We start from the raw sequence: 21521 nt of genomic DNA, 5'->3' as shown, positions 1-21521 counted from the left end.
GCACCCTCGCTCGCCCGGCTGCGGCCCGTCAAGATGCTAATTCGAATTATTGCAGGCTTGACTGCTCCCGGTGCGGTGTCGCAGACTCCCTGCCAATTCGAATTGGCAGGTGCTCATGGCCAAGAGGCTCACCCAGCAGGACATCGCGCGGATGGCAGGCGTCAGCCAGGCCACGGTGTCGCTGGTGCTCAACAACCGGCAGGACGCCGGGGTCCGCATCGCGCCGGAGACACGGGCGCGCGTGCTGGAGGTGATCCGCAAGACCGGCTACGTCGCCAACCCGATCGCGCGCAGGCTGCACGACCATCGCAACCGCATCCTGGGCGTCTTCACCTACGAGGCGGTGTTCCCGAGCACCCGCGCGGACTTCTACCAGCCGTTCCTGGAGGGCATCGAAGAGCAGGCCGAGGAGGCCGGGTGCGACCTGCTGCTGTTCACCAGCGCCAAGGCCGCCGGTGGCCGGCGGCGGATCTTCAGCGACGACAGCAGGATCCGGCTCGCCGACGGTTGCGTGCTGCTGGGTCGTTCCCTCGACCGGGACGACCTGGCCCAGCTCCTGACCGAGGGCATCCCGTTCGTCTCGATCGGACGCCGTGACGACGCGGGCGCCCCGGTGCCGCACGTGGGCGCCGACTACCCCGCCGCGGTGCGGGACCTGGTGGACCGCGCGGTCGCGCTCGGCCACCGCAGGTTCGCCTACGTCGGCGCGGGCACGGGTGCCGAGTCCTCGGCGGACCGGTTGCGCGGCTTCCGCGAAGCCGTTGCGGCACACGGGGTCGAAGGCACGCACGTACCGTTCGCCGGACTCGGTCAGCTGCTCGACGCGGGCATCACCGCCGTGCTCGCCGAGGAAGTGTCCGACGGTGCCGCTCTCGTGCTCGCCGCCCGTGAGCGCGGCCTGTCGGTCCCGGGAGACCTGTCGGTGCTCGCGCTGGGCGCGGCCACCCGGCCCGCTCCCAGGGACGTCGATCTGACCGGGTTCACCATCCCGCGGCGCGAGATGGGACGCCGGGCGGTGCAGGCGCTCACCGAGGTGCTGGAGAAGGGCACCACCCCGCAGGAGTTGCTCGCCTGCCGGTTCGTCGAGGGCTCGACCCTCGGTTGATCAGGAGGAAACCTTTGCCGGACAACACAGACGTCGTCGTCATCGGCGGCGGGCTCGGAGGCGTCGCCGCCGCTCTGGCGTTGCTGCGCGCCGGTCGCCGCGTCGTGCTCACCGAGGAGTTCGCCTGGCTCGGCGGCCAGCTCACCAGCCAGGCCGTCCCGCCGGACGAGCACAGCTGGGTGGAACGCTTCGGCGTCACCGCGAGCTACCGGGCGTTGCGCGACGGCATCCGCGACTACTACCGCCGCCACTACCCGCTGACCCCCCAGGCACGGGCCTGGCGCGAGCTCAACCCCGGCGCGGGCAACGTCAGCAGGCTCTGCCACGAACCCCGCGTCGCCGTGGCGGTGATCGACGAGATGCTGGCGCCGTACCGCGGCAGCGGCGCACTCACCGTGCTGCAACCGTGCCGGCCGATCTCCGCGCGCACCGACGGCGACCGCGTCGTGTCGGTCACCGTGGAGCACAACGGGGAGCACGTCGAGCTGTCCGCACCGTACATCCTCGACGCGACCGAGACCGGCGAGCTGCTCCCGTTGTCCGGCACGGAGTACGTGACCGGCTTCGAGTCCACGTTGGACACCGGCGAGCCCAGCGCGCCCGAGATCGCGCAACCGGCCAACATGCAGGCGATGTCGGTATGCTTCGCGATCGACCACGTCGACGGCGACCACACCATCGACAAGCCCACGCGCTACGACTTCTGGCGCAACTACCAGCCTCCGTACTGGGGCGACCGGATGCTGTCGTTCCGCTCCCCCGACCCCCGCACGCTGAACATCGCCGAACGCACCTTCACCCCGAACCCGGACGACGACCCGCTGTCGGTCGTCTCCGACCAGCGGGTCAGCGCGGGTGACAGCAACCTGTGGACGTTCCGCCGCATCGCCGCCCGGCGCAACTTCGTCGACGGCGCCTACGAGAGCGACATCTGCCTGGTCAACTGGCCGATGATCGACTACTTCGAGTCGCCGGTGATCGACGTGCCCGACGCGGCGCGGCACATCGCGGCCGCACGGGAGCTGTCGCGTTCGGTGCTGTACTGGCTGCAGACCGAGGCACCGCGCGCGGACGGCGGCACCGGCTTCCCCGGCCTGCGGCTGCGCGGTGACGTCACCGGCAGCGCGGACGGCCTGGCGCAGGCGCCGTACATCCGCGAGTCGCGGCGCATCAAGGCGGAGTACACGATCGTCGAGCAGGACCTGTCGCTCGCGGTGCGCGGCGACAAGGGCGCGGTGCAGCACGCCGACGCCGTGGGTGTCGGCATGTACCGGATCGACCTGCACCCGTCGACCGGCGGCGACAACTACCTCGACGTCGCGAGCTGCCCGTTCGAGATCCCGCTCGGCGCGCTCATCCCCCAGCGGGTGGAGAACCTCCTGCCCGCGGGCAAGAACATCGGCACCACCCACATCACCAACGGTTCCCACCGGCTGCACCCGGTCGAGTGGAACGTCGGCGAGGTCGCGGGCGCGCTCGCGGACTTCTGCCTGGCGCACCGAGTCACCCCTCGCGCGGTGCGCAACACCCCCGGCCTGCTCGCGGACTTCCAGCACCGGCTGGAACGCGACGGGGTCGAGCTCCGCTGGCCGGACGTGTCCGGTTACTGATCGGGAGACGACGATGACAACGCTGTCACGCCTCACAGCTCTGATTCTTGCCGCGCTGCTCGCTCTCACCGCGTGCAGCGGATCCGCCACCTCCGGCCCCAAGTCGCTGCGCATGACCGTGTGGACCGCCAACGAAGCGCATCTCAAGCTGCTCAACGAGATCGCCGCCGAGTACAAGGCGTCGCACCCGGACATCACCGAGATCAAGTTCGACTCGATCCCGGCCGACGGCTACACCACCACGCTCACCACGCAGATCGCCGGCGGCAACGCCCCGGACCTGGCGTGGATCCTGGAGGAGTCCGCGCCGGACTTCGTCGCGTCCGGCGCGCTCGCCCCGCTGAAGGGCAAGATCGAGAAGGCCGACGAGCTGGTGCCGTCCGCGGTGAGGTTGTGGGAGAAGGACGGCGAGCTCTACGCGTACCCGTTCTCCACCTCGCCGTTCGGGCTCTTCGTCAACACGAGCCTGATCAAGAACGTGCCCGCGCGGTGGACCTGGGACCAGGCGATCGCGGCCGCCGCGTCGAGCAAGGGCCTGGTGCTGCCCGACTTCAAGTACCAGAACTGGGCGGTGCTCTCGGCGATCTGGCGCGGCTGGGAGGCGAACGCCTGGAGCGACGACGGCCGGTCCTGCGGCTTCTCCAGCCAGGAGATGAAGGACGCGATGTCGTTCGTCCACAAGGCGATCTTCACCGACAAGGCGATCCCCGGCCCCGGTACGACCGTGGACTTCTTCGCGGGCAACGCGGCGATGGCGATCAGCCAGATCTCGCGGGCAGGAGCGTTGAAGGACGCCAAGTTCACGTGGACGCTCATGCCGCTGCCGTCCGGGCCCAAGGGCGACTACGCGGTGATCGGCCAGGCCGGGGTGGGTGTGCTGAAGCGGTCGAAGAACGCCGAGGCCGCCGCGGACTTCCTCGGCTTCTTCACCAACGAGGCCAACTCGGCCAAGCTCGCGCAGTTCTTCCCGTCGGTGCGGTCGTCGTTGCTCAACGCCGAAACGCTCGCCAAGAGCAACCCGCTGATCCGGCCGGAACAGCTGCAGTCGGTCGTGGTCGACGGCATCAGCAAGGGCGTGGTGAAGCCGAGCCACCAGGGCCAGGAGGAGCTGAACCAGACCATCCGCGCCGCGCTCGACCCGTTGTGGAAACCCGGCGCGAACGTGTCCGCCGTGCTCGACGACGTCTGCACGAAGATCAAACCGTTGCTGGAGCGCAAGTGACGTTCTGGACGTATCGCAGGCGCGACAACCTGGTCGGGTACCTGTTCGTCGCGCCTGCCCTGCTCGGCAGCCTCGCGTTCGTCCTGGTGCCCCTGGGTCTGGTCGGCTGGTACAGCCTCAACGAGTGGAACGTCCTCGGCGGCACGTTCGAGTTCATCGGCGCCGAGAACTACCAGCGGCTCCTGGCCGACGAGAAGCTGCGCTCGGCGCTGGCCGCCACCGCGTGGTTCGCCGCGGGCCTGGTGGTGCTGAACCTGTCGCTGGCCCTGCTGCTCGCGGTGCTGCTGAACCAGAAACTGCGTGGCACCACCATCTTCCGCACGCTGTTCTTCTCCCCCGTGCTGGTCTCGCTGGTGGCCTGGACGCTGGTCTGGCAGCTGATGCTGCAGCCGGAGGGCAGCGTCAACGGCCTGCTCGGGTTCTTTGGCGTCGACGGCCCGAACTGGCTGCGCGGTGACACCACCGCGATGATCTCGGTGATCGTCGTGCAGGTGATCAAGAACGTGGGTCTGAACATGGTGCTGTTCCTGGCCGCCCTGCAGGGCGTGCCGGCACCGCTGTACGAGGCGGCCAAGATCGACGGCGCCGGCCCGTGGACCAGGTTCCGCCGCATCACGATCCCGTTGATCAGCCCGACGATCCTGCTCACGTCGATCATCACGATCGTCGGCTCCCTGCAGGTGTTCGCGCAGATCGCGGTGCTCACCCAGGGCGGCCCCGGCACGTCCACGACGGTGTTGATCTACTACCTCTACCAGCAGGCGTTCCAGTTCCACCACTTCGGCTACGGCGCGACGATCTCGGTGCTGCTGTTCGTCATCGTCGCAGCCCTCACCCTGATGCAGTGGCGGATGCGCCGGAAGTGGGTGCTGCATGAGACGTGACGTCATGAAGCGCAAGGTGGCGCTCTACGGACTGTTGTGCCTGCTGTGCGTGCCCTTCGTGTTCCCGACGTGGTGGATGGTCACCTCGTCGATGAAACCGATCAGCGAGATCTTCTCCGAGTCGCTGCTGCCGTCGGAGCCGACGTTCGCCACGTACTCGCAGGTGTTCCGGATGCAGCCGTTCGGGCAGCAGTACTGGAACAGCCTCTACATCGCGGTGGTCGTCACCCTCGGCACCATGGCGGTCGCGGCGCTGGCCGGGTACGCGTTCGCGCGCATCCGGTTCCCCGGCCAGAACGTGCTGTTCGTGGTGGTGCTGACCGGCCTGCTCATCCCGAGCGAGGTGACGATCGTGCCGCTCTTCCAGCTGTTCCAGTCGCTCGGCCTCACCAACACGCACTGGCCGCTGATCATCGTGCCGATCTTCGGGGCGCCCTGTGTGCTCGCGATCTTCATCATGCGCCAGTTCTTCATCGCGCTGCCGCCGGAGCTGGAGGAGGCGGCGCGGATGGACGGCCTCGGGCGCGCCGGGATCTTCTACCGGGTGGCGTTGCCGCTGGCGCGTCCCGCACTGGGCGCGGTCGCGATCTTCACGTTCCTGCACTCGTGGAACCTCTACCTGGAACCGATCGTGTACCTGTCCACTCCGGACATGTTCACGTTGCCGCAGGCGCTGACCCAGTTCGTGGACAACTACGGCGGTCCGATGTGGAACGTGCAGCTGGCCGCGGCGACCATGACGGCCGTGCCGATCCTGGTGGTGTTCGTGCTGGCGCAGCGGCAGTTCATCGAAGGCCTGGCGCACACGGGCGTGAAGGGGTGAGCCGACCCGGATCACCTGGTTTGGCCACCGCCCGCAAGGGGGCGGGCCGGCTTCATGTCCAGTGTGGACGCCGGCCTGCCGGCGGACCGGGACGCTCCCGATGACGGGCCACCTCGCCACGGCAGCGCAGACGTTCGCCCGCTGCGCAGGCTCGGCGTGGACGGCGGGCATCGGCACGCTGGTGGTGCTGGGGCTGCTGACCACGGCATCGTCCGGTGCACTGCTCAGCCTGCTCGTGCTGTTCACGATCCAGGAACAGGAGCAGCTGGCCGAGGCGAGGGAGGACGGCCGTGAGAGTGCGCCGGACGAACGGGCCCTCACGTTGCGGTGGCGCACCGGCGAGCCGGGCGAGCTGCTTGAAGGTCTTGGACGTGGCGACGACGTTGCGGGGCACGCTCTCCCAGCGCAGCCGGTCGACCACCTCGCACAGGGTCTCGCGCACGTACCGGCGCAGCTCCTTGACCTCGGAGCGCTTCGGCGGGTCGTGGGGCAGCATCGCGCGCGTCAGCCTCCCGGCGCCCAGCGGCAGCGACAGCGCCAGGTCCGGGCCTGCGTCGCGGCCGAGTGCGATCTCCATCGACCCGCCGCCGATGTCGAACAGCAGCAACCGCCCGCCGACCATCCGTACCAGCGGTGCGCCGCCAGACAGGTCAGCCTGGCCTCCTGCCCACCGTCGAGGAACTGCGGCCGGATGCCGACGCCCCGCTCGACGCGGTCGACGCGGTCGACGACGGCCTCCCGGTTCACCGCGTCCCGCACCGCCGACGTCGCGAACGGGTACAGCTGGTCGACGCCGTGCCTGGCCGCGGCGGTCACCGCGTCCGCGACGGCCCTGACGTCCCGTTCGACGCCGTCGTCGCTGATCGACTCGTCCGGCAGGATCTCCTCGCCGAGCAGGGTGGGTTCCTTCACCGCGTGGGCGGGCAGCGGCGGGGCGCCCGGCCGCACGTCGACGATCTGCAGCTGCGCGGAGTTCGACCCGATGTCCAGCACACCAAGTCGCATGCATCGCACATACCCGGATCCGGCGCCGACGATGCCGGTTTCCGTCGCGGGCTCGCGGGTAGCCGACCGCCATGAGTACGGATGTTCGCGTCATGACCCTGGCAGACCACGAGTACGCCGCCGAGGTGCACGAGGGCACCGAGACGACCACGCACCACGTCGTGCTGTCCGAGGCGTTCCTCGACGATCTCGCGCTCGTCGAGCCCGACGAGTCCGCGCTGGTCGGAGAGATCATCCGCTATCTGCTCAACCGGGAGCCGAACACGGCCGTCCCGCGCGAGCTGGACCCCGCCGCACTCGTGGGCCAGGACCCGGAGTTCCTGCCTGAGCTGCGCCGTCGCCTGACCTGAGGGGGCGCCGCCCTCAGCTGAGCAGCTCCGCGATGTGCACGACCTGGTGACACGGCCACGTCTGGCGCCCTCCACCGTGGAAGACCACGCGCACGTCCTCCCCGGACGCCACCTCGATCACCTGACCGATCGGCCCGATCGAGCCGCACAACCGGACCAGGTCGCCCGGCTCCAGCTCGTGCGCGTGCTTCCTCTCGATGTTGCGCGCCGAGGACGAAGGCCTCACGTACGCGGTGTAAAGCCACCACAAACCACCGCACAGCAATGGAGTCGCGAGTACCAGGACGCCTGCCAGCACGGGAGCCGTGTTCACCAGGACGGCCGCTCCGACCAGTGACCACAGCAGGCCGGCCAGGGCGGCGACGGACGCCGAGTGCACGGGGTGATCGCCGACCTGCAGCCAGCCCGTCGTGCGCACCCACCCGGCCTCGGTCAGGCCGCGCGGCCGCTCGCCGTGCGCGAGGCTGGGTGCGGCGCCGACGTCGGCCGGTTTGCTGAACAGGTTGACGCCGTTCTCAGTCAGCACGTCGCCACCTCAGCTGGTTCCTGCCGTTGCGGGTGCAGACCATCTCCTCGCCGTGCCGGTTCGTCCGCCGCGCGCCCTCCTTGAAGCACACCTTGCCCAGCAGGATGCCGTCCCACTCGTCGTCGTCGGACGACGGTGGAGGGAGCGGGGTGAGCGACAACGTGGGCCGTGGCGGCGCGGAGGGCTCCGGCGCGGTCGTGGTCGTCGTGGCCGTGGTGGTCGTGGTGGGCGCTGAGGACGAGGGCGTGCTGGAAGGCGTCGCCGTCGAGCTGTTCAGGATGCAGTCGGCAGCCCACAGGCCGCGGCGTTCCTGACGAGCGGCCGACTCGACCGGCGCGAGCTCGTCGCGGGCCGCCGGATCCGCCCGTGCCACACCGTCGTGCACGATGGTCCGCGCGTAGTCCGCGCCGTTCGGCAGCTGGACGTCGACCGCGATCAGATCGACTCCCGGATCGACGTCGTTCTTCACGGTGAGCCGCACGGTCTTGCCGCGCAACAGGTTCTGCGCGGTGGTGCGCGACTCCGCCAGCCAGCAGTCCGCGACCCGGCGCAGCCCGGCGACCCGCGCGTCGAAGGACAGCCCGGTCGCGAGCTCCACACCCTCGAACAAGTCCACATCGGACACCGTGTGGACGGTCACCTCGAAGGAGTCGCCTCTGTGCACGGAGGGGGCGCGTCCGGCTTCCTCGCGTTTGCGCGGACCCGTGTCGCCACCGACGAAGCCGGCCGCACCGGTGGTGACGAGCACGGTGAGGACACCGAGGCACATCACGGTGAGCCTCGTGCGCTGGCCGGCACCCCACCAGAAGCGGCGAACGAGTCCCGGATTCGGTTGTCCACCTGTGGGTTCGACTGGGCTCGACAACGGCATTCCCCCTGCGTGATGAGCGATTGTCGAGGCAGTGTTATCGCTCACAAGTGGACCGTCAAGAACGCAAAACGGTTCAATCCATTATCCCGCTATATTTCACAGCGGCCGCGAAGTGATTGCTTCCGCACGCGGCCGCGCACCCTGTGCGCAGAGCTCGGTCGTCCCTGCGCACAGGGTCTGCGGACCAGGTCAGACGGCCGGGTTCAGGTCGAGACTCCACGTGTCGATCGTCCCGACATCTGCTTGTGCGACGTCACGCACACGAAGCTTCCACGTGCCGTTGGCGGACTCGGTGGACACATCGACCGTGTACGTCTGGTTGATGTTGTCCGCGCTCCCGCCGCCGCGGTTGTGCAACGAGTACGCCGTGCCGTCCGGGGCGATCAGGGACACCGTCAGGTCACCGATGTAGGTGTGCCGGATGTTCACCGCCACCGAAGCCCTGGCAGACGGTGCCACCGGGCAGCCGGAGATCACGAGGTCGCTGTCGACGGCGGCACCGGCGTCCGGGATGGCGACGTCGTTCGGGTTGGTGCCCGAGCAGCTGCCACCGCTGCCACCGGTGACGGTCAGGCTGTAGGTGGTGGTGCGGGACACCGACCCGGCCGCGGTGATCGTGATCGGGAAGGTGCCGTTGACGGCCGCCGCCGTCGTACTGATCGTCAGCGTCGAGCTGCCGCCGGTCGACACCGCGGCCGGGTTGAACGAAGCCGTTGCCCCGGCAGGCAGACCGGACGCCGACAGCTGCACGGTCTGCGGCTGCCCGGTCACGGTCTGGGTCTGCACGGTGGCCGAGGCCGACGACCCCGCCGTCACCGAACCGGAGGTCGGCGACACCGCCACGGAGAAGTCCGCGGCCGGTGAGCCGCCGACCGCCGACTTCCACAGGGTGTAGGCGATGCCGTCGACCGCGCGGTTGAGGTGGGTGTCGCTGATGTTGGCCGTGGTGTCGCAGGCCCGGTGGTAGCACGGGTCGAACGCGCTGCCGGCGGTGCCGCCCCACTTCGCCGCCTGAGCGGACGTCTTGGTGGCGCTGGCGCCCATGGCGTACCCGGACGCGGGGATGCCCGCGTTGGTGAAGGACGCGTCGTCGGAACGGTTGCGGCCCTCGGTGTTCTCCTCCGGCGACAGGCTCAGGGAGTCCCAGTAGGCCTTCATGTGCGCCGACTGGGTGGAGTTGATGTTGTTGATGAAGTAGCCGCCGTTGACCGAGCCGACCATGTCGAAGTTGTAGTAGGTCTTGATCTTCGTGCGTTCGGTGGACGGCAGCTGCGAGACGTAGAAGCGCGAGCCGTTGAGGCCCTGCTCCTCGTCTGTCCACCAGGCGAAGCGGACCTTGTTCAGCATCGTGGGGTTCGTCCGCGCGAGCACGAGCGCGGTCTCCAGCAACGCCGAGGAGCCGGAGGCGTTGTCGTTGATGCCGGATCCCGCGGACACGGAGTCCAGGTGGGCGCCGAACATGTACACGTTGCTCGCGTTGCCGCCGGGCCACTCGGCGATCACGTTCGGGCCGGCGCCCGTGGTGCAACCCGAGGTGCAGGGCTGCTCGAACACGGTGAACCCGGCCGCGGCGAGCTTGTCCTTCACGTAGGTCACCGACGCGCGGTAGCCGGCCGTGGTGGAACGCCGGTTGCCGCCGTTCTGCGAGGCGATCGTGGCGAACTGGGTCAGGTGCTGCTTGACCGCCGTGATGTCGATGTCGGGGATCTGCACGCCACCACCGGAGGTGACGGTCAGCGTGTAGGTCGCGGTCTTGGCGGTGTTGCCTGCAGCCCGGACCGTCACGGGGTAGGTGCCCGCGGGTGTCGAAGCGCTGGTGGAGATCGTCAGCGCGGAGTTCGCACCCGTCGTGACGGACGCCGGGTTGAACGACGCGGTCGCGCCGGAGGGCAGGCCGCTCGCGGTCAGCTGCACGGTTTGCGCCTGGCCGCTGGTGGTCTGCGTCTGCACGGTCGTGGCCGCGGACGATCCCGCCGCCACCGAACCGGACGCGGGCGACACGGCGACGGAGAAGTCGTCCGCCGGGGTGGAGCCGCCGAGGTTCAGCGACCACGAGTCGATCCGGCCGACGTCGTTGGCCGCGTTGTCGTTGACCCGCAGCCTCCACGTGCCGTTCGCGGTCTCGCTCGACAGGTCCACGGTGTAGGTCTGGTCGATGTTGTCCGCGGAGCCGCCGGTGCGGTTGTGCAACGGGTAGGCGGTGCCGTCCGGGGCGACCAGCGACACCAGGAGGTCGCCGATGTAGGTGTGGACGATCTTCACCGGCACCCTGCTGGTGGCGGACGGCGCCGACGCGCAGTCGGCGATGGTGATCGGCGACTCGACCGTGGTGTTGTCACCGATCGCGACGTCCGTGTCGCTGGCGCCGGAGCAGGCCAGGTTCGCGGACGGTGCGGACGCGGCGGCGGCAGGGACGATCATCGCGGCCGCGACCACTGTTGCCAGTGCTGTGGAGAGCAGGGGTCTTCTTCTTCGCACCGTTGGGCTCCTTCGCAGGGTTCGCAGGGTCTGGCGAACGTAGCGCCGGAGAACGCGGCCGACATCGGGTCGTTCGGATGGTTTGCCGTCACCATCGACGAGATGCGGGCGTATCGCGGGCATATCGAAAACTGGATACGCCGCCACAACGACCAGTCGTCTTGGGTGAGGCCATGCTCAACAGCTGGCACGCCTGGTTCGGCACGTTCACCGGCGTCGCCGCCCTCACACTGCTCTCCCTGCCGGTGGCCGCGGTGACGGCCGCCGTCCTCGGCTGGCGCCGGAAGGCCGCCGGTACCGCGTCGCCGTGGCGGCTGTCGTTCGCCGACGTCGGCATGGTCCACGGGACCGTGCCGTGGGTGTGGATGGTCCTGTTGCCGGGCGAGCACCCCGGTGTCGAGCGCGGCCCGCTGAACCTGGTGCCGTTGCGGGACCTCCTGGAGATGGACACCGGCCAGGTCGTCGGCAACCTGTTCATCTTCGCGGCGCTGGGGTTCTTCGCACCGCAGCGGTTCGCGGCACTGGCGTCGCTGCCGCGCGTCCTGGCGCTCGCGGGCGGCTGGTCGGCGCTGCTGGAGATCACGCAGTACCTCTGGCTGGACCGGGTGTCCTCTGTGGACGACGTGCTCCTCAACGCGGCGGGTGCGGGGCTGGCCGCGCTGGCCTCACGCCGATGGTGGCGCCGCCCGGCAGAGCTGCACGAGGACACGGCGGTGATCTGCCGCGCCGGCTAGGGGTTCGCGAGGATACGGCGGCGATATACCGCCGTGCCTAAGGTGCGGGTATGCGCGTGCTGATCGTGGAGGACGAGCCGTACCTGGCAGAGGCCGTGCGGGCGGGGCTCCGGCTGGAAGCGATCGCCGCCGACGTCGCGGGTGACGGCGACACCGCCCTGGAACTGCTCAGCGTCAACTCCTACGACCTCGCGGTGCTCGACCGCGACATCCCCGGCCCGTCCGGTGACGAGGTCGCGCGGCGGATCGTCGCGTCCGGCAGCGGCATGCCGATCCTCATGCTCACGGCCGCCGACCGGATCGACGACAAGGCCTCCGGGTTCGAGCTCGGTGCCGACGACTACCTCACCAAGCCGTTCGAGCTCCGTGAGCTCGTCCTGCGGTTGCGGGCGCTCGACCGGCGGCGCGCGCACGCCCGGCCGCCGATCCGCGAGATCGCGGGCCTGCGGGTCGACCCGTTCCGCCGGGAGGTGTTCCGCGACGGACGCTACGTCGCGCTCACCCGCAAGCAGTTCGCCGTGCTCGAAGTGCTCGTCGCCGCGGAAGGCGGTGTCGTCAGCGCCGAAGAGCTGCTGGAACGGGCGTGGGACGAGAACGCCGACCCGTTCACCAACGCCGTCCGCATCACGGTCTCCGCCCTGCGCAAACGCCTCGGCGAACCCTGGCTCATCGCCACGGTGCCCGGCGTCGGCTACCGGATCGACGCGTGAACCGGCCTCCCGGGCTCAGCGCCCGCCTCAAGCTCACCCTCAGCTACGCCGGGCTCGTCCTCGTCACCGGCGCCGTCCTGCTGGCCCTGGTGTGGCTCTACCTGCTGCGCCACGTGCCCGACAACGCCCAGGGCCTGCTCGGGATCTCCCCCAACCGGTACCTGCTGTCACGAATCTTCGGGCGCGCCGCCGCCGTCGCACTGGTTCTCCTGCTGCTGTTCGGCCTCGTGGGAGGGTGGATCCTCGCCGGCCGGATGCTCGCACCACTGCACCGGATCACCGACGCGGCAAGGAGGTCCACTGCCGGTTCGTTGTCCCACCGGGTTCGGCTGCCAGGCCGCAAGGACGAGTTCCGCGAGCTCGCCGACGCGTTCGACACCATGCTCGACCAGCTCGAGTCCCACGTCGCCAGACAGCAGCGGTTCGCCGCGAACGCCTCCCACGAGCTGCGGACGCCGCTGGCGATCACGCAGTCACTGCTCGACGTCGCCCGCAAGGACCCGGCGCACGACCACGGCGAACTCGTCGAGCGCCTCCGCACGGTGAACACGAGAGCGATCGACCTCACCGAGGCTCTTCTGCTGCTCAGCCGCAGCGACAGCGGAAGTTTCGCCCGCGGAGACGTCGACCTCTCCCTCGTCGCGGAAGAAGCCACCGAGACGCTGCTCCCCCTCGCCGAAAAGCGGAAGATCACGCTCGACGTCACCGGTGATGCGGCTCAGACCGTCGGCTCTTCCGCACTCCTGCTGCGCATGGTGACGAACCTCGTCCAGAACGCCATCGTCCACAACGTCCCCACCGGCGGCACCGTCAAGATCCACACGGAGTCGCGGCGCCACGCGAGCGTGCTGCGGGTCGAGAACACGGGCCCGCCACTCCCGGCGGCGCTCGTCCCCACCCTCACCGAGCCGTTCCACCGCGGCGCCGAACGGACCCGCACCGACGAGCACGCCGGCGTCGGACTCGGGCTGGCCATCGTGCACAGCGTCGTCCGCGCCCACGACGGCGCCCTCGACCTCAGGCCCCGCTCCGGCGGCGGGCTCGTCGTGACGGTCCGGCTTCCTCAGAAACCACAGCCCTCCGGCGACCACGTCTGATCACTCGCGTTGCTGCCGTCGGCCCGCACGACCCGCACCTGAACGCACAGCGCGCCGGGGGCGTAGAGATCGACCGACGGCGTCTCGACCGTGCCCGACTTCAGGTCGTCGTTGGTGCGCCAGGCGAACGTGTCTCCCGCCAACGGTGACTGGTAGGTCCACGAGAACCGGAGCGTTTCGCGGTTCACGCGGGTGACGCTGACCGTGACCTTGGGCGACGGCCCGGCCTCGGCTCCCGCGTTCTGCGGCTGCGCCACCGGGTTCTGCTGCGGCAGCGAGTCGTCCTTCAGCCACAGCACGCCACTGGTGCCCACCACGCCGGCCGCCACCGCGGCGGCACTGGCGTACACCGGCCAGCGCGACCGGCGGCGCGGACGCGGATCGGCCGGCGTGACCACGGCGTCCACAGTGGACCCGGCTGGAGCGGTCTCGTGGTAGATCTCCCGCAGCCGCAGCGCGAAGGCCTCCGCCGACGCCGGGCGCACAGCGGGGTCGGCCGCCATCGCCTGGCGCAGCAGGAGCTCCAGCGGCCGCGGTGCCCGGCCGGTCGGTGGCGGGCTGCCGTGCAGGATGCGCCGCTCCAACGCGGCGTGCGAGTTGTCGCCGCGGGGCAGCACGAACGGCGAGTGCCCGACGAGCAGGTGCCACAACGTCGCCCCGAGCGAGAACACGTCCGCACGCACGCTGTAGAAGCCGCTGGTGATCACCTCGGGTGCCGTCCACGGCAGCCGGTCCCTGCCGAGCACGCCGAAGTCGGTGAGGCAGGCGTTGCCGGCCTCGTCGAGCAGGACGTTGGCCGGCTTGACGTCGCGGTGCACGACCCCGGCCCGGTGTGCGGCCTGCAGCGCGTCCGCGATCTGCAAGCCGATGTCCAGGACGCGCTCGACCGGCAGCGGTGCGAGCGCGGCGAGATCACCGTTCGAGTAGTGCTTCATCACCAGGTACAGCAGTCCGGCGCGCATGCGGCCCGCGCGGTGCATCACGACGATGCCGGGGTGCCCCAGCCCGAGGACCGTCCGGATCTCGCCCGCCCGCGGCGGGTCGGCGAGCAGTTTCACCGCGACCTCGCCGTCCGGGCCGCGGTAGAGATGGACGTTCTTGCCGAGCGGTCGGGCGTACCGGAATCCGGGGATCTCCGGTAACTCCTCTGTCATTCGCCACCTCGTTGCCGACGACTGCGGTCAGGTGGCCCCGCCCACCTCCGCTGACTGAGTAATCCACCCCGGCTCGACTGTCAACGGTCAACCGCCAGTTGAGACGACGGTTGCCACGAATTCGGAACCATCCGGCCGCCGACTCGCCGGTCGGCACGCGTCCTGACGGGGCACCGCCCGCGGGTAGCGTTCAGCGGCGTGGAACCTGTCGCGCTGCCGCTGGGCCGGCCCCGTGAGGAGCGGGCCGACGCCGCGCGCAACCGCGCCCACCTGATCGACGTCGCGCGCCGGATGGTGGCGGAACTGGGCGCCGACAAGGTCACCATGGACGGCCTCGCCGAACGGGCGGGGCTGGGCAAGGGCACGGTGTTCCGCCGCTTCCGCACCCGTGCGGGCATCTTCCTCGCGCTGCTCGACGAGGAGGAGAAGCACTTCCAGCGACGGCTGCTGAGCGGACCACCACCGCTCGGTCCCGGTGCGCCGGCGGTCGAGCGGCTGGTCGCGTTCGGCCGGGCACGCCTGGAGTTCCTCCTGGAGCACATGGTGCTGGCGCGTGCCTCGCTCGACCCGAGCCAGCCGGTTCCTCTCGACGAGAGCCCGTCGCTGTTCCACGTGCGGATGCTGCTGGGCGAGGCGTGCCCGGACGTGGCCGCGACCGGCCCCCTGGCGCTGCAGCTGGTCGCCGCGCTGGAGGGCCCTGTCCTGCTGTACCTGCAGAGCGCGGACCGCCCGGATCTCGCCACCGCCGTGGACGACCTGATCGCGAGCTGGCAGGTCCTGGCCGAGCGCGTCTGCGGCGTCAGCTGAGCGCGCTCATGGCCGTCGCCAGCCCGTCGACGTCCTCCGGGTGTCGGTGCCGTACCCGGCGGCCCGGAGGCGGCGCGGGCGACGGCGTCGAGGATCTCCTACGTGGTCCCCGCGGACTTGTCACTGGCGAAGGCGTGCGCGTAGGCGGTCATGTGGCGGGGCTCTTTTCAGCTGACGATGGGCGAGGCGATGACGACGGTGACGTCCGCCGGTCCGGCGCCGGTGCGGTAGAGGTGGGGAGCGTCGCCGGCGAAGGCGAGGAGGTCGCCGGGCCTCAGTTCGCGCGGGGCGTCCGACGGGCCCGCGGTCAGCCGGCCGGAGACGACCAGCAGGTGCTCCACGGTGCCGGTCGCGTGCGGCACGCCGTCCAGCTCGGTGTTCTCCGGCATGCGCAACCGCCAGATCTCCAGGCTGTTGCCGCTGCTGATCCGGCGCAGCAGCTCACGGCCGACCTCGCCCTCGGCGATCTCGGTGCCCGGCACGTACACCGGGCCGGGATCGGTGTCGCGGGTCAGCAGGTCGGTCAGCGGGATCCGCAGCGCGATGGCGAGCGCGTCCAGCGTCTCCACCGTCGGGTTGCCCAGCCCGGCCTCCAGCTTGGACAGCGTCGCCTTGCTCAGGCCGGCACGGCGGGCCAGCTCCGAGCCGGTCATGCCGCGCTGCTCACGCCGCCGGCGGATCTGCGCGCCGACGGACGCGGCGGTGCTGCTCGTCGAGCGCCCCGCCATCACCGCGCCCCGTGCGCGGCGGAGTACGACACCCGGATCCGGCCCTTCTTGACCTTCAACGTCGGCAGCACGAGATCTTCGAGGTCGCCGAGCGCGCGCACGTGCGTTCCCCCGCAAGGCGCCGCGTGCAGGGCACCCAGGCACACCACGCGGCGTCCCCGCCCGTCTGTCTCGGCGGTCACCGGCAGGTTCTCGTCGACGGCCGCCGCGACCGCCTTGCGCAGCTCGGCGGTCACCTCCTCGCGGCCCGCCGGGTCGGCCAGCCGCGGGTCGTGCCCCGGATCGGCGAACTCGACGCGGGCCTGACCGGGGAAGTGGTTGTTGCCCGCCAGCTCCCACCCCCGCGCACGACCGGCAGCCTCGACGAGATGCCCGGCCGTGTGCAGCGCGGCGTGCGTCAGCCGCAGCTGGAGGTCGATCCGGGCCCGGACCCGTTGTCCCACGGCGAGCACCGGCCCCTCGGTCACCACCAGCCCCGACTCGTCCCGGACCGGCACGACCTCGACGTCGTCGAGCCACCCCCGGTCAGCGGGCTGACCACCGCCCTGCGGGTGGAACAGGCAGTGCTCGACGGCGGCCCACGGCCGTCCGTCCCGCTCCCCCACCGCGATCACCGTGGTGTCGGCCTGATCCGCGTAGGTGTCGTCGAGGTAGGTCCTGACCTGCATCGGGTACTCCAAGCGTTGAACGATACGTTTACTATATCGAACGCTGGAGCTGACGGTCGTGGATCCGGCGCCACACGAGCAACGAGACGATCGCGCCGCACAGGCACAGGAACATGTCCCACTGCGTGTCCCACTGGTCGCCTTGCGTGCCGAGGAAGTCGTCCGCCCCGCTGCCGAGAGCGAGCGCGCTGAACCACTCGACGAACTCGAAACAGGCGCTGATCGTGAGACACACGCACACGGTGAGGAAGCCGGTCCAGCCGCCGGGCCGCAACGGTGTCCGGCGCAGCAACACCTCCCGGACAGCGACCGCGGGCACGAAGCCTTGAACGACGTGCGCGAAGCGGTCGTAGTTGTTGCGCTGGGTGCCGAACAGTTCCTGCGCCCACTCCCCGAGCGGCGTCTCCGCGTACGTGTACTGCCCGCCGTAGCAGAGCACCAGCGCGTGCAGCACCAACAGCCAGGTGAGCAACCTGGTCAACGGGAACCGCTTGTGCAGCACGACCACCAGCGGGAGTCCGATCAGGACCCACACCACCTCGAGCAGCCAGGTGCCGGGCGACCTCGCCAGCACACCGGTCACCACCAGCGCGGCGACCACGACGCCCGCCAGCACCCATCCCTCGGTCCGGCCCACACCGCGCACTTCGTGTTCCATGCCGGGAGAACCTATGGGAAACCGCCACCGACGCGGACGCGCCGGCCGATCCGGTTACCTCATCTACATCTATCCGACGGTGTTCATCGGCCTGACGGTGTCCTTCAGGTCCGTCGAGCGGATTCGCATGGTGCCGGCGAGGGCGACCGCGATGACGACCAGCGTGACCAGCGCCAGCGCGGGATAGGCCCACCCGACCGCCGACAGCCAGCCGGGCCGGCTGATCGTCCAGATCGTCGGCTGCCGGCGCAGCTGGAACGCGATCACGTCCCAGAACACGACAGGACACCACAGCATCAGCAAGGTGATGCGCGCCCACGTCGCGATCCGCGTGTACACCAGCCAGATCAGCAGCGGAGCGACCCACACCCAGTGGTGGTCCCACGAGATCGGCGAGAGCAGCAAACCGAGGAACTGCACGGTCACCACACCGATCAGCGCGTCGCCCGCCCGCACAGCCGCCCGCAGCGCGAACCCGGCCAGCACCACCGCCGCCACCGCGGCGATCAACCAGGGCCACGACATGCCCACGTCGTAACCGAAGGTGCGCGACAACGCCCCGCGCAGCGACTGGTTGTGCGCGGTGGCGACCGGGCCCACCCGGTCCGGGTCGCCGAACAGCACGAACCAGTACTGCTTGGCCTGGTTGAAGTCCACCAGGAAGCCGAGTCCGACGCTCGCCGCGAACGCGACGATCGACCACACCGCGGCCGCCCACCTGCGGGTGGCGAGGAAGTACAGGCCCGAGATCGCGGGCACGAGCTTCACGCCCGCCGTCAGGCCGATCCCGGCGCCCGCGACGCGCTGGTCGCGCGCCACCATCGCGGCGAGCACGACGGCCGCCAGCACCAGGTTGATCTGTCCGAACTCGAAGGTGTGGAAGACCGGCATCATCCACAGCAGCACCGCGGTCCACAGGATCGCCCGCTGCCGCCACAGGCGCGTGTCGGTCGTCCAGCGCTCGCCCGCGATCAGCCGCAGCGTCACGCGCACGATCCAGTACAGGCACAGCACCGACAACAGCCGGAAGCTCCACTGGGCGAGGCCCCAGAACATCCACGTCATCGGCAGGAACACCAGCGCGCCGAACGGCGGGTAGGTGAACGGCAGCGGGAAGTCAGGCGGCGAGTGCGGCGAGGTCACCTGGTACAGGTCGCCCTCGAGCACGTGCGGAGCCAGCGACCAGTACACGTACAGGTCGATCGACTCGTTGCCGAACCCGGTGACGATGACCCACGTGCGGGCCACCGCGGAGATCGCGAGCAGCCAGGGAGCGACGGCGAGGAGCCGCTGTTCCAGTTTCACAGCGCGACCTCCGCGCGTCGTCCCACGCGGAGCAGTCTCGGCACGGCCGCGAGGGTGAGCAGTCCGAGCGCCGGGTAGACCCAGCCGAGCGCGGCCAGCGGCCACGGCCTCGGAATGTCCCAAATGGACGGTTGCTGGTTGATGAGGAAGGTGATGACGTCAGAGCCGGTGACGACGACCCACGCGACGGCGAGCGCCAGATGCCTTGCCCCGTAGGCCAGCCACAGCACCAACGGGATGACCCACAACCAGTGGTGGCTCCACGAGATCGGCGAGATGAGCAGTCCGAAGAACTGCACCGCGAGCACCGCGGCCAGCTGGTCCCCCGCCCGCACCGCGGCGCGCACGGCGAACCACGTCAGCGCGGCCGACACGGCCACCGCGAGTAGCCACGGCCAGGACATCTCGACGTCGTAACCGAAAGAGCGGGACAACGCCCCGCGCAGCGACTGGTTGATCGCCGAGCCCACCGGTCCCACCCGGTCCGCCGCACCGAGCAGCTCGAACCAGTAGCGCCACGAGTCCGGGGCCGACACGAGGAAGCCCAGCGCCACCGTGATCGCGAAACCGGCCGCCGACCACGCCGCCGCGGCGAACCTGCGGGTGGCGAGGAAGTACAGCACGGAGATCCCCGGCGTCAGCTTCATCCCGATGCCGGCGCCGACACCGAGTCCCGCCACCGCCTGCCGGGCCGACACCACGGCCGCGAACACCCCGGCGACCAGGACGAGGTTGATCTGTCCGAAGTCGAGGGTCTTGCGCACCGGCTCGCACCACAGCGCCACCGCGGTCCACAGCAACGCCCGGCGCGACCACGTGACGTCGTAGGGCTGATCCGCCTTGGCCGCCAGCAGCTTCAGCGCCGTCCGCACCAGCCACCACAGGCAGAGCACCGACAGCACCTGCCACACGATCCGCGCGGCGAGCCACGGCAGGGCCGACACCGGCAGGAACACCATCGCCGCGAACGGCGGGTAGGTGAACGGCAGCGGGAAGTCCGCCGTGAACGGCATGTTGACGTCGTAGAGCTGGTCGGACAGGACGTTCGGAGCGAGGCTCCAGTAGACCTTGAGGTCGATCATTCCCCAGTTCGCCGGATTGCCGAGCGTCCAGGCGTACACGGCGAGCGACAGGCCCAGCACGAGTGGCGCGAACCTCAGCGCCCGGCTCTCGGCGGCCCGCACGAGCTCAACCACCGTTCCCCCTGACCAGTTGCGTCGGCTCGGTGACCGTCGGCGCGGGTTGCAGCAGCGACCGTCCGACCCACCAGCCGGCGACCACCGTGGCAGCGAAGTAGGGCCACCACACCCAGGGGTTCATGTCGTCGTAGGTCCACCGGGCGACGATCGTGCCGTCGGGCAGCGTGACCAGCACCATCCAGACGGAAACGCCTGCCAGGACGGCGATCCCGCGTTCCTTCCACGCGAAGGCCGCGGCCAGTGCCAGCGCCCAGGTGAAGTACCACGGCAGCACCGACGGTGCGAGCAGTGACGCCGCGAGCAGGGCGATGGTGGCGCGCCTGACCGCCTCCACGCCGCCCTCCCGCGCGAGCCACCACTGCCGGACGAGCACGACGGCGAGCACGACCAGGCCCGCCGCGCGGAAGAAGCCGAGGAAGCCGTCGCGGGTGAAGCCGGGGACGTAGTGGCCCACGGAGTAGAAGAGGAGTTCCGCCGCGGCGCACGGCAGCGACATCCACGTCAGCAACGGGCCCTGTGACCGCAGCACGCTGATCCAGCCGAGGTCGACCCCCGCGACCACGGTGGCCGCGGCGAAGGTGGCCGCGAAGACCGCTCCGCCGGCACCCGCCGCCACGAGGAAACGCTGCCGGGCCGGACCGGTCAGCCGGGCCGCCCACACCCACACGAGGAAGGGCGCGACGAGCAGCGCTGTCGCTTTCACGGCGGCGGCCAGCGCGATGAACGCGAAACCGGTGAGATGTCTGCGGTCCAGCACTTTGAGCACGCCGACCGCCATCAGGCCGACCATGAGGATGTCGTTGTGAGCACCGCCGATGCCCAGTGCCACTACCAACGGGTTGGCCACCGTGAGCCACAGCGCGACGGAGGTGCGTCCGCCGAGGTGTGCGGTGAGACGGGGAATCGCCCAGGCGAGCAGCACCAGGCCCGTCAGCACGGCGAGCCGCATGAAGATGGCGCCGAGGATGACGTTGTCACCGGTCAGGAAGACCGTCACCTTGCCCAGCAGGAGGAACAGCGGCCCGTAGGGCGACGGCGTCTCCTGCCAGAGCCCCGCCACGTTGCCCCGCAGCGGAAGATCCAGCACTGACGCGCCGCGCACGTACGGGTCGAAGCCGCGCAACGCGACGGCGCCCTGCGCCAGGTAGCTGTAGACGTCGCGGCTGTAGAGCGGGGGCGCGATGATCAGCGGCGCGGTCCACGCCGCGGCGGCCACCGACACGATCCGGCCGCCCGCCTCGCCCTTGAGCACCATGCGACCGAGCCGCACCCACGACAGCACCATGAGCCCGAGACCGGCGAACAGGACCATGAAGGCGAGGTCGTGGCCGTGCCCGTACCTGATCGCGTTCAGGATGGTCCCGCTCAGCAGCGGGTCCCTGCGCACGATCGCACCGGCTCCCAGGCCGCCGACGGCGAGCATGACGGCACCGATCACGCCTGGCCACAGGATTCGCCGCGGAATTCGCCGGAGCACAGCTCCAACAGCGGTCACAACAACTACGCGCCCTTCGTCCCCGGCGGCGAGCGCTGAGCAGCTGCGGGGTTAGTACAGAACGGATTGGCCTCGATGCAATCACAAGATCA

Annotated in this window: 20 protein-coding genes and 1 pseudogene; 10 read left to right on the top strand and 11 right to left on the bottom strand. The window is 70.1% G+C overall.

All coding sequences use genetic code 11. The annotated features are described in order from the left end of the window. Positions 1-115: 115 nt before the first annotated feature. From ABFX45_RS04075 to ABFX45_RS04055, 5 genes are read left to right on the top strand one after another with little or no spacing between them, the layout of a single operon-like run. Positions 116-1105: a LacI family DNA-binding transcriptional regulator gene (locus ABFX45_RS04075; protein ID WP_346127708.1), complete on the top strand. Its 990-nt coding sequence runs from the start codon at positions 116-118 to the stop codon at positions 1103-1105. 14 nt (positions 1106-1119) lie between these two features. Further along, positions 1120-2715 (top strand): FAD-dependent oxidoreductase, encoded by a 1596-nt coding sequence (locus tag ABFX45_RS04070; RefSeq protein WP_346127706.1) that lies wholly within the window; start codon positions 1120-1122, stop codon positions 2713-2715. 13 nt (positions 2716-2728) lie between these two features. Next, positions 2729-3937 carry an ABC transporter substrate-binding protein gene (locus ABFX45_RS04065; protein ID WP_346127704.1) on the top strand — a complete coding sequence of 403 codons (1209 nt, stop codon included), beginning with the start codon at positions 2729-2731 and terminating at the stop codon, positions 3935-3937. Beyond that, positions 3934-4821, top strand: coding sequence for a carbohydrate ABC transporter permease (locus tag ABFX45_RS04060; RefSeq protein ID WP_233439513.1), 888 nt, complete (start codon positions 3934-3936; stop codon positions 4819-4821). The genes ABFX45_RS04065 and ABFX45_RS04060 overlap by 4 nt, the downstream gene beginning before the upstream one ends. Beyond that, positions 4811-5644 carry a carbohydrate ABC transporter permease gene (locus ABFX45_RS04055; protein WP_109636641.1) on the top strand — a complete coding sequence of 278 codons (834 nt, stop codon included), beginning with the start codon at positions 4811-4813 and terminating at the stop codon, positions 5642-5644. Before ABFX45_RS04060 ends, ABFX45_RS04055 begins: the two co-directional genes overlap by 11 nt. A 52-nt stretch (positions 5645-5696) precedes the next feature. Here the strand turns inward: ABFX45_RS04055 and ABFX45_RS04050 are convergent. After that, positions 5697-6649: pseudogene (locus ABFX45_RS04050) on the bottom strand (Ppx/GppA phosphatase family protein). Between the two features lie 92 nt (positions 6650-6741). Between ABFX45_RS04050 and ABFX45_RS04045 the strand changes: the two are divergent. Next, positions 6742-6999, top strand: coding sequence for a hypothetical protein (locus ABFX45_RS04045; RefSeq protein ID WP_346127701.1), 258 nt, complete (start codon positions 6742-6744; stop codon positions 6997-6999). A 13-nt stretch (positions 7000-7012) separates the two neighbouring features. Here the strand turns inward: ABFX45_RS04045 and ABFX45_RS04040 are convergent, their stop codons facing one another. The 3 genes from ABFX45_RS04040 to ABFX45_RS04030 form a co-directional block, all read right to left on the bottom strand. Next, a complete protein-coding gene (locus ABFX45_RS04040; RefSeq protein ID WP_346127699.1) occupies positions 7013-7525 on the bottom strand; it encodes a hypothetical protein in 513 nt (170 codons plus the stop codon). After that, a complete protein-coding gene (locus ABFX45_RS04035; RefSeq protein ID WP_109639439.1) occupies positions 7515-8294 on the bottom strand; it encodes a thermonuclease family protein in 780 nt (259 codons plus the stop codon). Before ABFX45_RS04035 ends, ABFX45_RS04040 begins: the two co-directional genes overlap by 11 nt. Positions 8295-8585: 291 nt before the next feature. Beyond that, positions 8586-10874 (bottom strand): M28 family peptidase, encoded by a 2289-nt coding sequence (locus tag ABFX45_RS04030; RefSeq protein WP_346127697.1) that lies wholly within the window; start codon positions 10872-10874, stop codon positions 8586-8588. A 173-nt stretch (positions 10875-11047) separates the two neighbouring features. Between ABFX45_RS04030 and ABFX45_RS04025 the strand changes: the two genes are divergently transcribed. From ABFX45_RS04025 to ABFX45_RS04015, 3 genes are read left to right on the top strand one after another with little or no spacing between them, the layout of a single operon-like run. Beyond that, positions 11048-11608 carry a VanZ family protein gene (locus tag ABFX45_RS04025; RefSeq protein WP_346127695.1) on the top strand — a complete coding sequence of 187 codons (561 nt, stop codon included), beginning with the start codon at positions 11048-11050 and terminating at the stop codon, positions 11606-11608. Positions 11609-11658: 50 nt separating this feature from the next. After that, positions 11659-12318, top strand: coding sequence for a response regulator transcription factor (locus ABFX45_RS04020; protein WP_346127693.1), 660 nt, complete (start codon positions 11659-11661; stop codon positions 12316-12318). Further along, entirely contained in the window at positions 12315-13415 is a 1101-nt protein-coding gene (locus tag ABFX45_RS04015; protein WP_109639442.1) for a sensor histidine kinase, read from the top strand. The genes ABFX45_RS04020 and ABFX45_RS04015 overlap by 4 nt, the downstream gene beginning before the upstream one ends. On the opposite strand, the gene ABFX45_RS04010 is transcribed toward ABFX45_RS04015, so the two are convergent. Then, positions 13382-14569: a serine/threonine-protein kinase gene (locus ABFX45_RS04010; protein WP_346127690.1), complete on the bottom strand. Its 1188-nt coding sequence runs from the start codon at positions 14567-14569 to the stop codon at positions 13382-13384. The genes ABFX45_RS04015 and ABFX45_RS04010 overlap by 34 nt on opposite strands. Before the next feature lie 198 nt (positions 14570-14767). Here ABFX45_RS04010 and ABFX45_RS04005 point away from each other — a divergent pair, with 198 nt between their 5' ends. Next, positions 14768-15376, top strand: coding sequence for a TetR/AcrR family transcriptional regulator (locus tag ABFX45_RS04005; protein ID WP_346127687.1), 609 nt, complete (start codon positions 14768-14770; stop codon positions 15374-15376). Between the two features lie 167 nt (positions 15377-15543). Here the strand turns inward: ABFX45_RS04005 and ABFX45_RS04000 are convergent, their stop codons facing one another. The 6 genes from ABFX45_RS04000 to mptB all read right to left on the bottom strand — a co-directional run bounded on the left by ABFX45_RS04000 (position 15544) and on the right by mptB (position 21411). Beyond that, on the bottom strand, positions 15544-16104 hold the full coding sequence (locus ABFX45_RS04000) for a helix-turn-helix domain-containing protein (protein WP_109639668.1): 561 nt from the start codon (positions 16102-16104) through the stop codon (positions 15544-15546). Next, positions 16104-16784, bottom strand: coding sequence for an alanyl-tRNA editing protein (locus ABFX45_RS03995; RefSeq protein ID WP_346127685.1), 681 nt, complete (start codon positions 16782-16784; stop codon positions 16104-16106). Before ABFX45_RS03995 ends, ABFX45_RS04000 begins: the two co-directional genes overlap by 1 nt. A 19-nt stretch (positions 16785-16803) precedes the next feature. Beyond that, the gene (locus ABFX45_RS03990) at positions 16804-17430 is read right to left on the bottom strand and encodes a DUF2238 domain-containing protein (protein WP_112225431.1); all 627 of its coding nucleotides are present in this window, start codon (positions 17428-17430) and stop codon (positions 16804-16806) included. A gap of 69 nt (positions 17431-17499) precedes the next feature. After that, positions 17500-18735 (bottom strand): glycosyltransferase 87 family protein, encoded by a 1236-nt coding sequence (locus ABFX45_RS03985; RefSeq protein WP_346127682.1) that lies wholly within the window; start codon positions 18733-18735, stop codon positions 17500-17502. Beyond that, the gene (locus ABFX45_RS03980; protein WP_346127680.1) at positions 18732-19931 is read right to left on the bottom strand and encodes a glycosyltransferase 87 family protein; all 1200 of its coding nucleotides are present in this window, start codon (positions 19929-19931) and stop codon (positions 18732-18734) included. Before ABFX45_RS03980 ends, ABFX45_RS03985 begins: the two co-directional genes overlap by 4 nt. After that, positions 19924-21411 (bottom strand): polyprenol phosphomannose-dependent alpha 1,6 mannosyltransferase MptB, encoded by a 1488-nt coding sequence (gene mptB / locus ABFX45_RS03975; protein WP_267899824.1) that lies wholly within the window; start codon positions 21409-21411, stop codon positions 19924-19926. The genes ABFX45_RS03980 and mptB overlap by 8 nt, the downstream gene beginning before the upstream one ends. Positions 21412-21521: the final 110 nt, after the last annotated feature.

The sequence above is a fragment of the Lentzea roselyniae genome (assembly GCF_039537795.1).
Lineage (GTDB): Bacteria > Actinomycetota > Actinomycetes > Mycobacteriales > Pseudonocardiaceae > Lentzea > Lentzea atacamensis.
Note: the sequence above shows the minus strand (reverse complement) of the source record. Positions and strands in the feature narration are given on the sequence as shown.

What these genes read in the sequence shown, in the direction of transcription:
- ABFX45_RS04075 (WP_346127708.1), top strand. Translation starts at nt 116, where the DNA reads ATGGCCAAGAGGCTCACCCAGCAGGACATCGCGCGGATGGCAGGCGTC.
- ABFX45_RS04065 (WP_346127704.1), top strand. Translation starts at nt 2,729, where the DNA reads ATGACAACGCTGTCACGCCTCACAGCTCTGATTCTTGCCGCGCTGCTC.
- ABFX45_RS04055 (WP_109636641.1), top strand. Translation starts at nt 4,811, where the DNA reads ATGAGACGTGACGTCATGAAGCGCAAGGTGGCGCTCTACGGACTGTTG.
- ABFX45_RS04045 (WP_346127701.1), top strand. Translation starts at nt 6,742, where the DNA reads ATGACCCTGGCAGACCACGAGTACGCCGCCGAGGTGCACGAGGGCACC.
- ABFX45_RS04035 (WP_109639439.1), bottom strand. Translation starts at nt 8,294, where the DNA reads ATGTGCCTCGGTGTCCTCACCGTGCTCGTCACCACCGGTGCGGCCGGC.
- ABFX45_RS04025 (WP_346127695.1), top strand. Translation starts at nt 11,048, where the DNA reads ATGCTCAACAGCTGGCACGCCTGGTTCGGCACGTTCACCGGCGTCGCC.
- ABFX45_RS04020 (WP_346127693.1), top strand. Translation starts at nt 11,659, where the DNA reads ATGCGCGTGCTGATCGTGGAGGACGAGCCGTACCTGGCAGAGGCCGTG.
- ABFX45_RS04010 (WP_346127690.1), bottom strand. Translation starts at nt 14,569, where the DNA reads ATGACAGAGGAGTTACCGGAGATCCCCGGATTCCGGTACGCCCGACCG.
- ABFX45_RS04000 (WP_109639668.1), bottom strand. Translation starts at nt 16,104, where the DNA reads ATGGCGGGGCGCTCGACGAGCAGCACCGCCGCGTCCGTCGGCGCGCAG.
- ABFX45_RS03990 (WP_112225431.1), bottom strand. Translation starts at nt 17,430, where the DNA reads ATGGAACACGAAGTGCGCGGTGTGGGCCGGACCGAGGGATGGGTGCTG.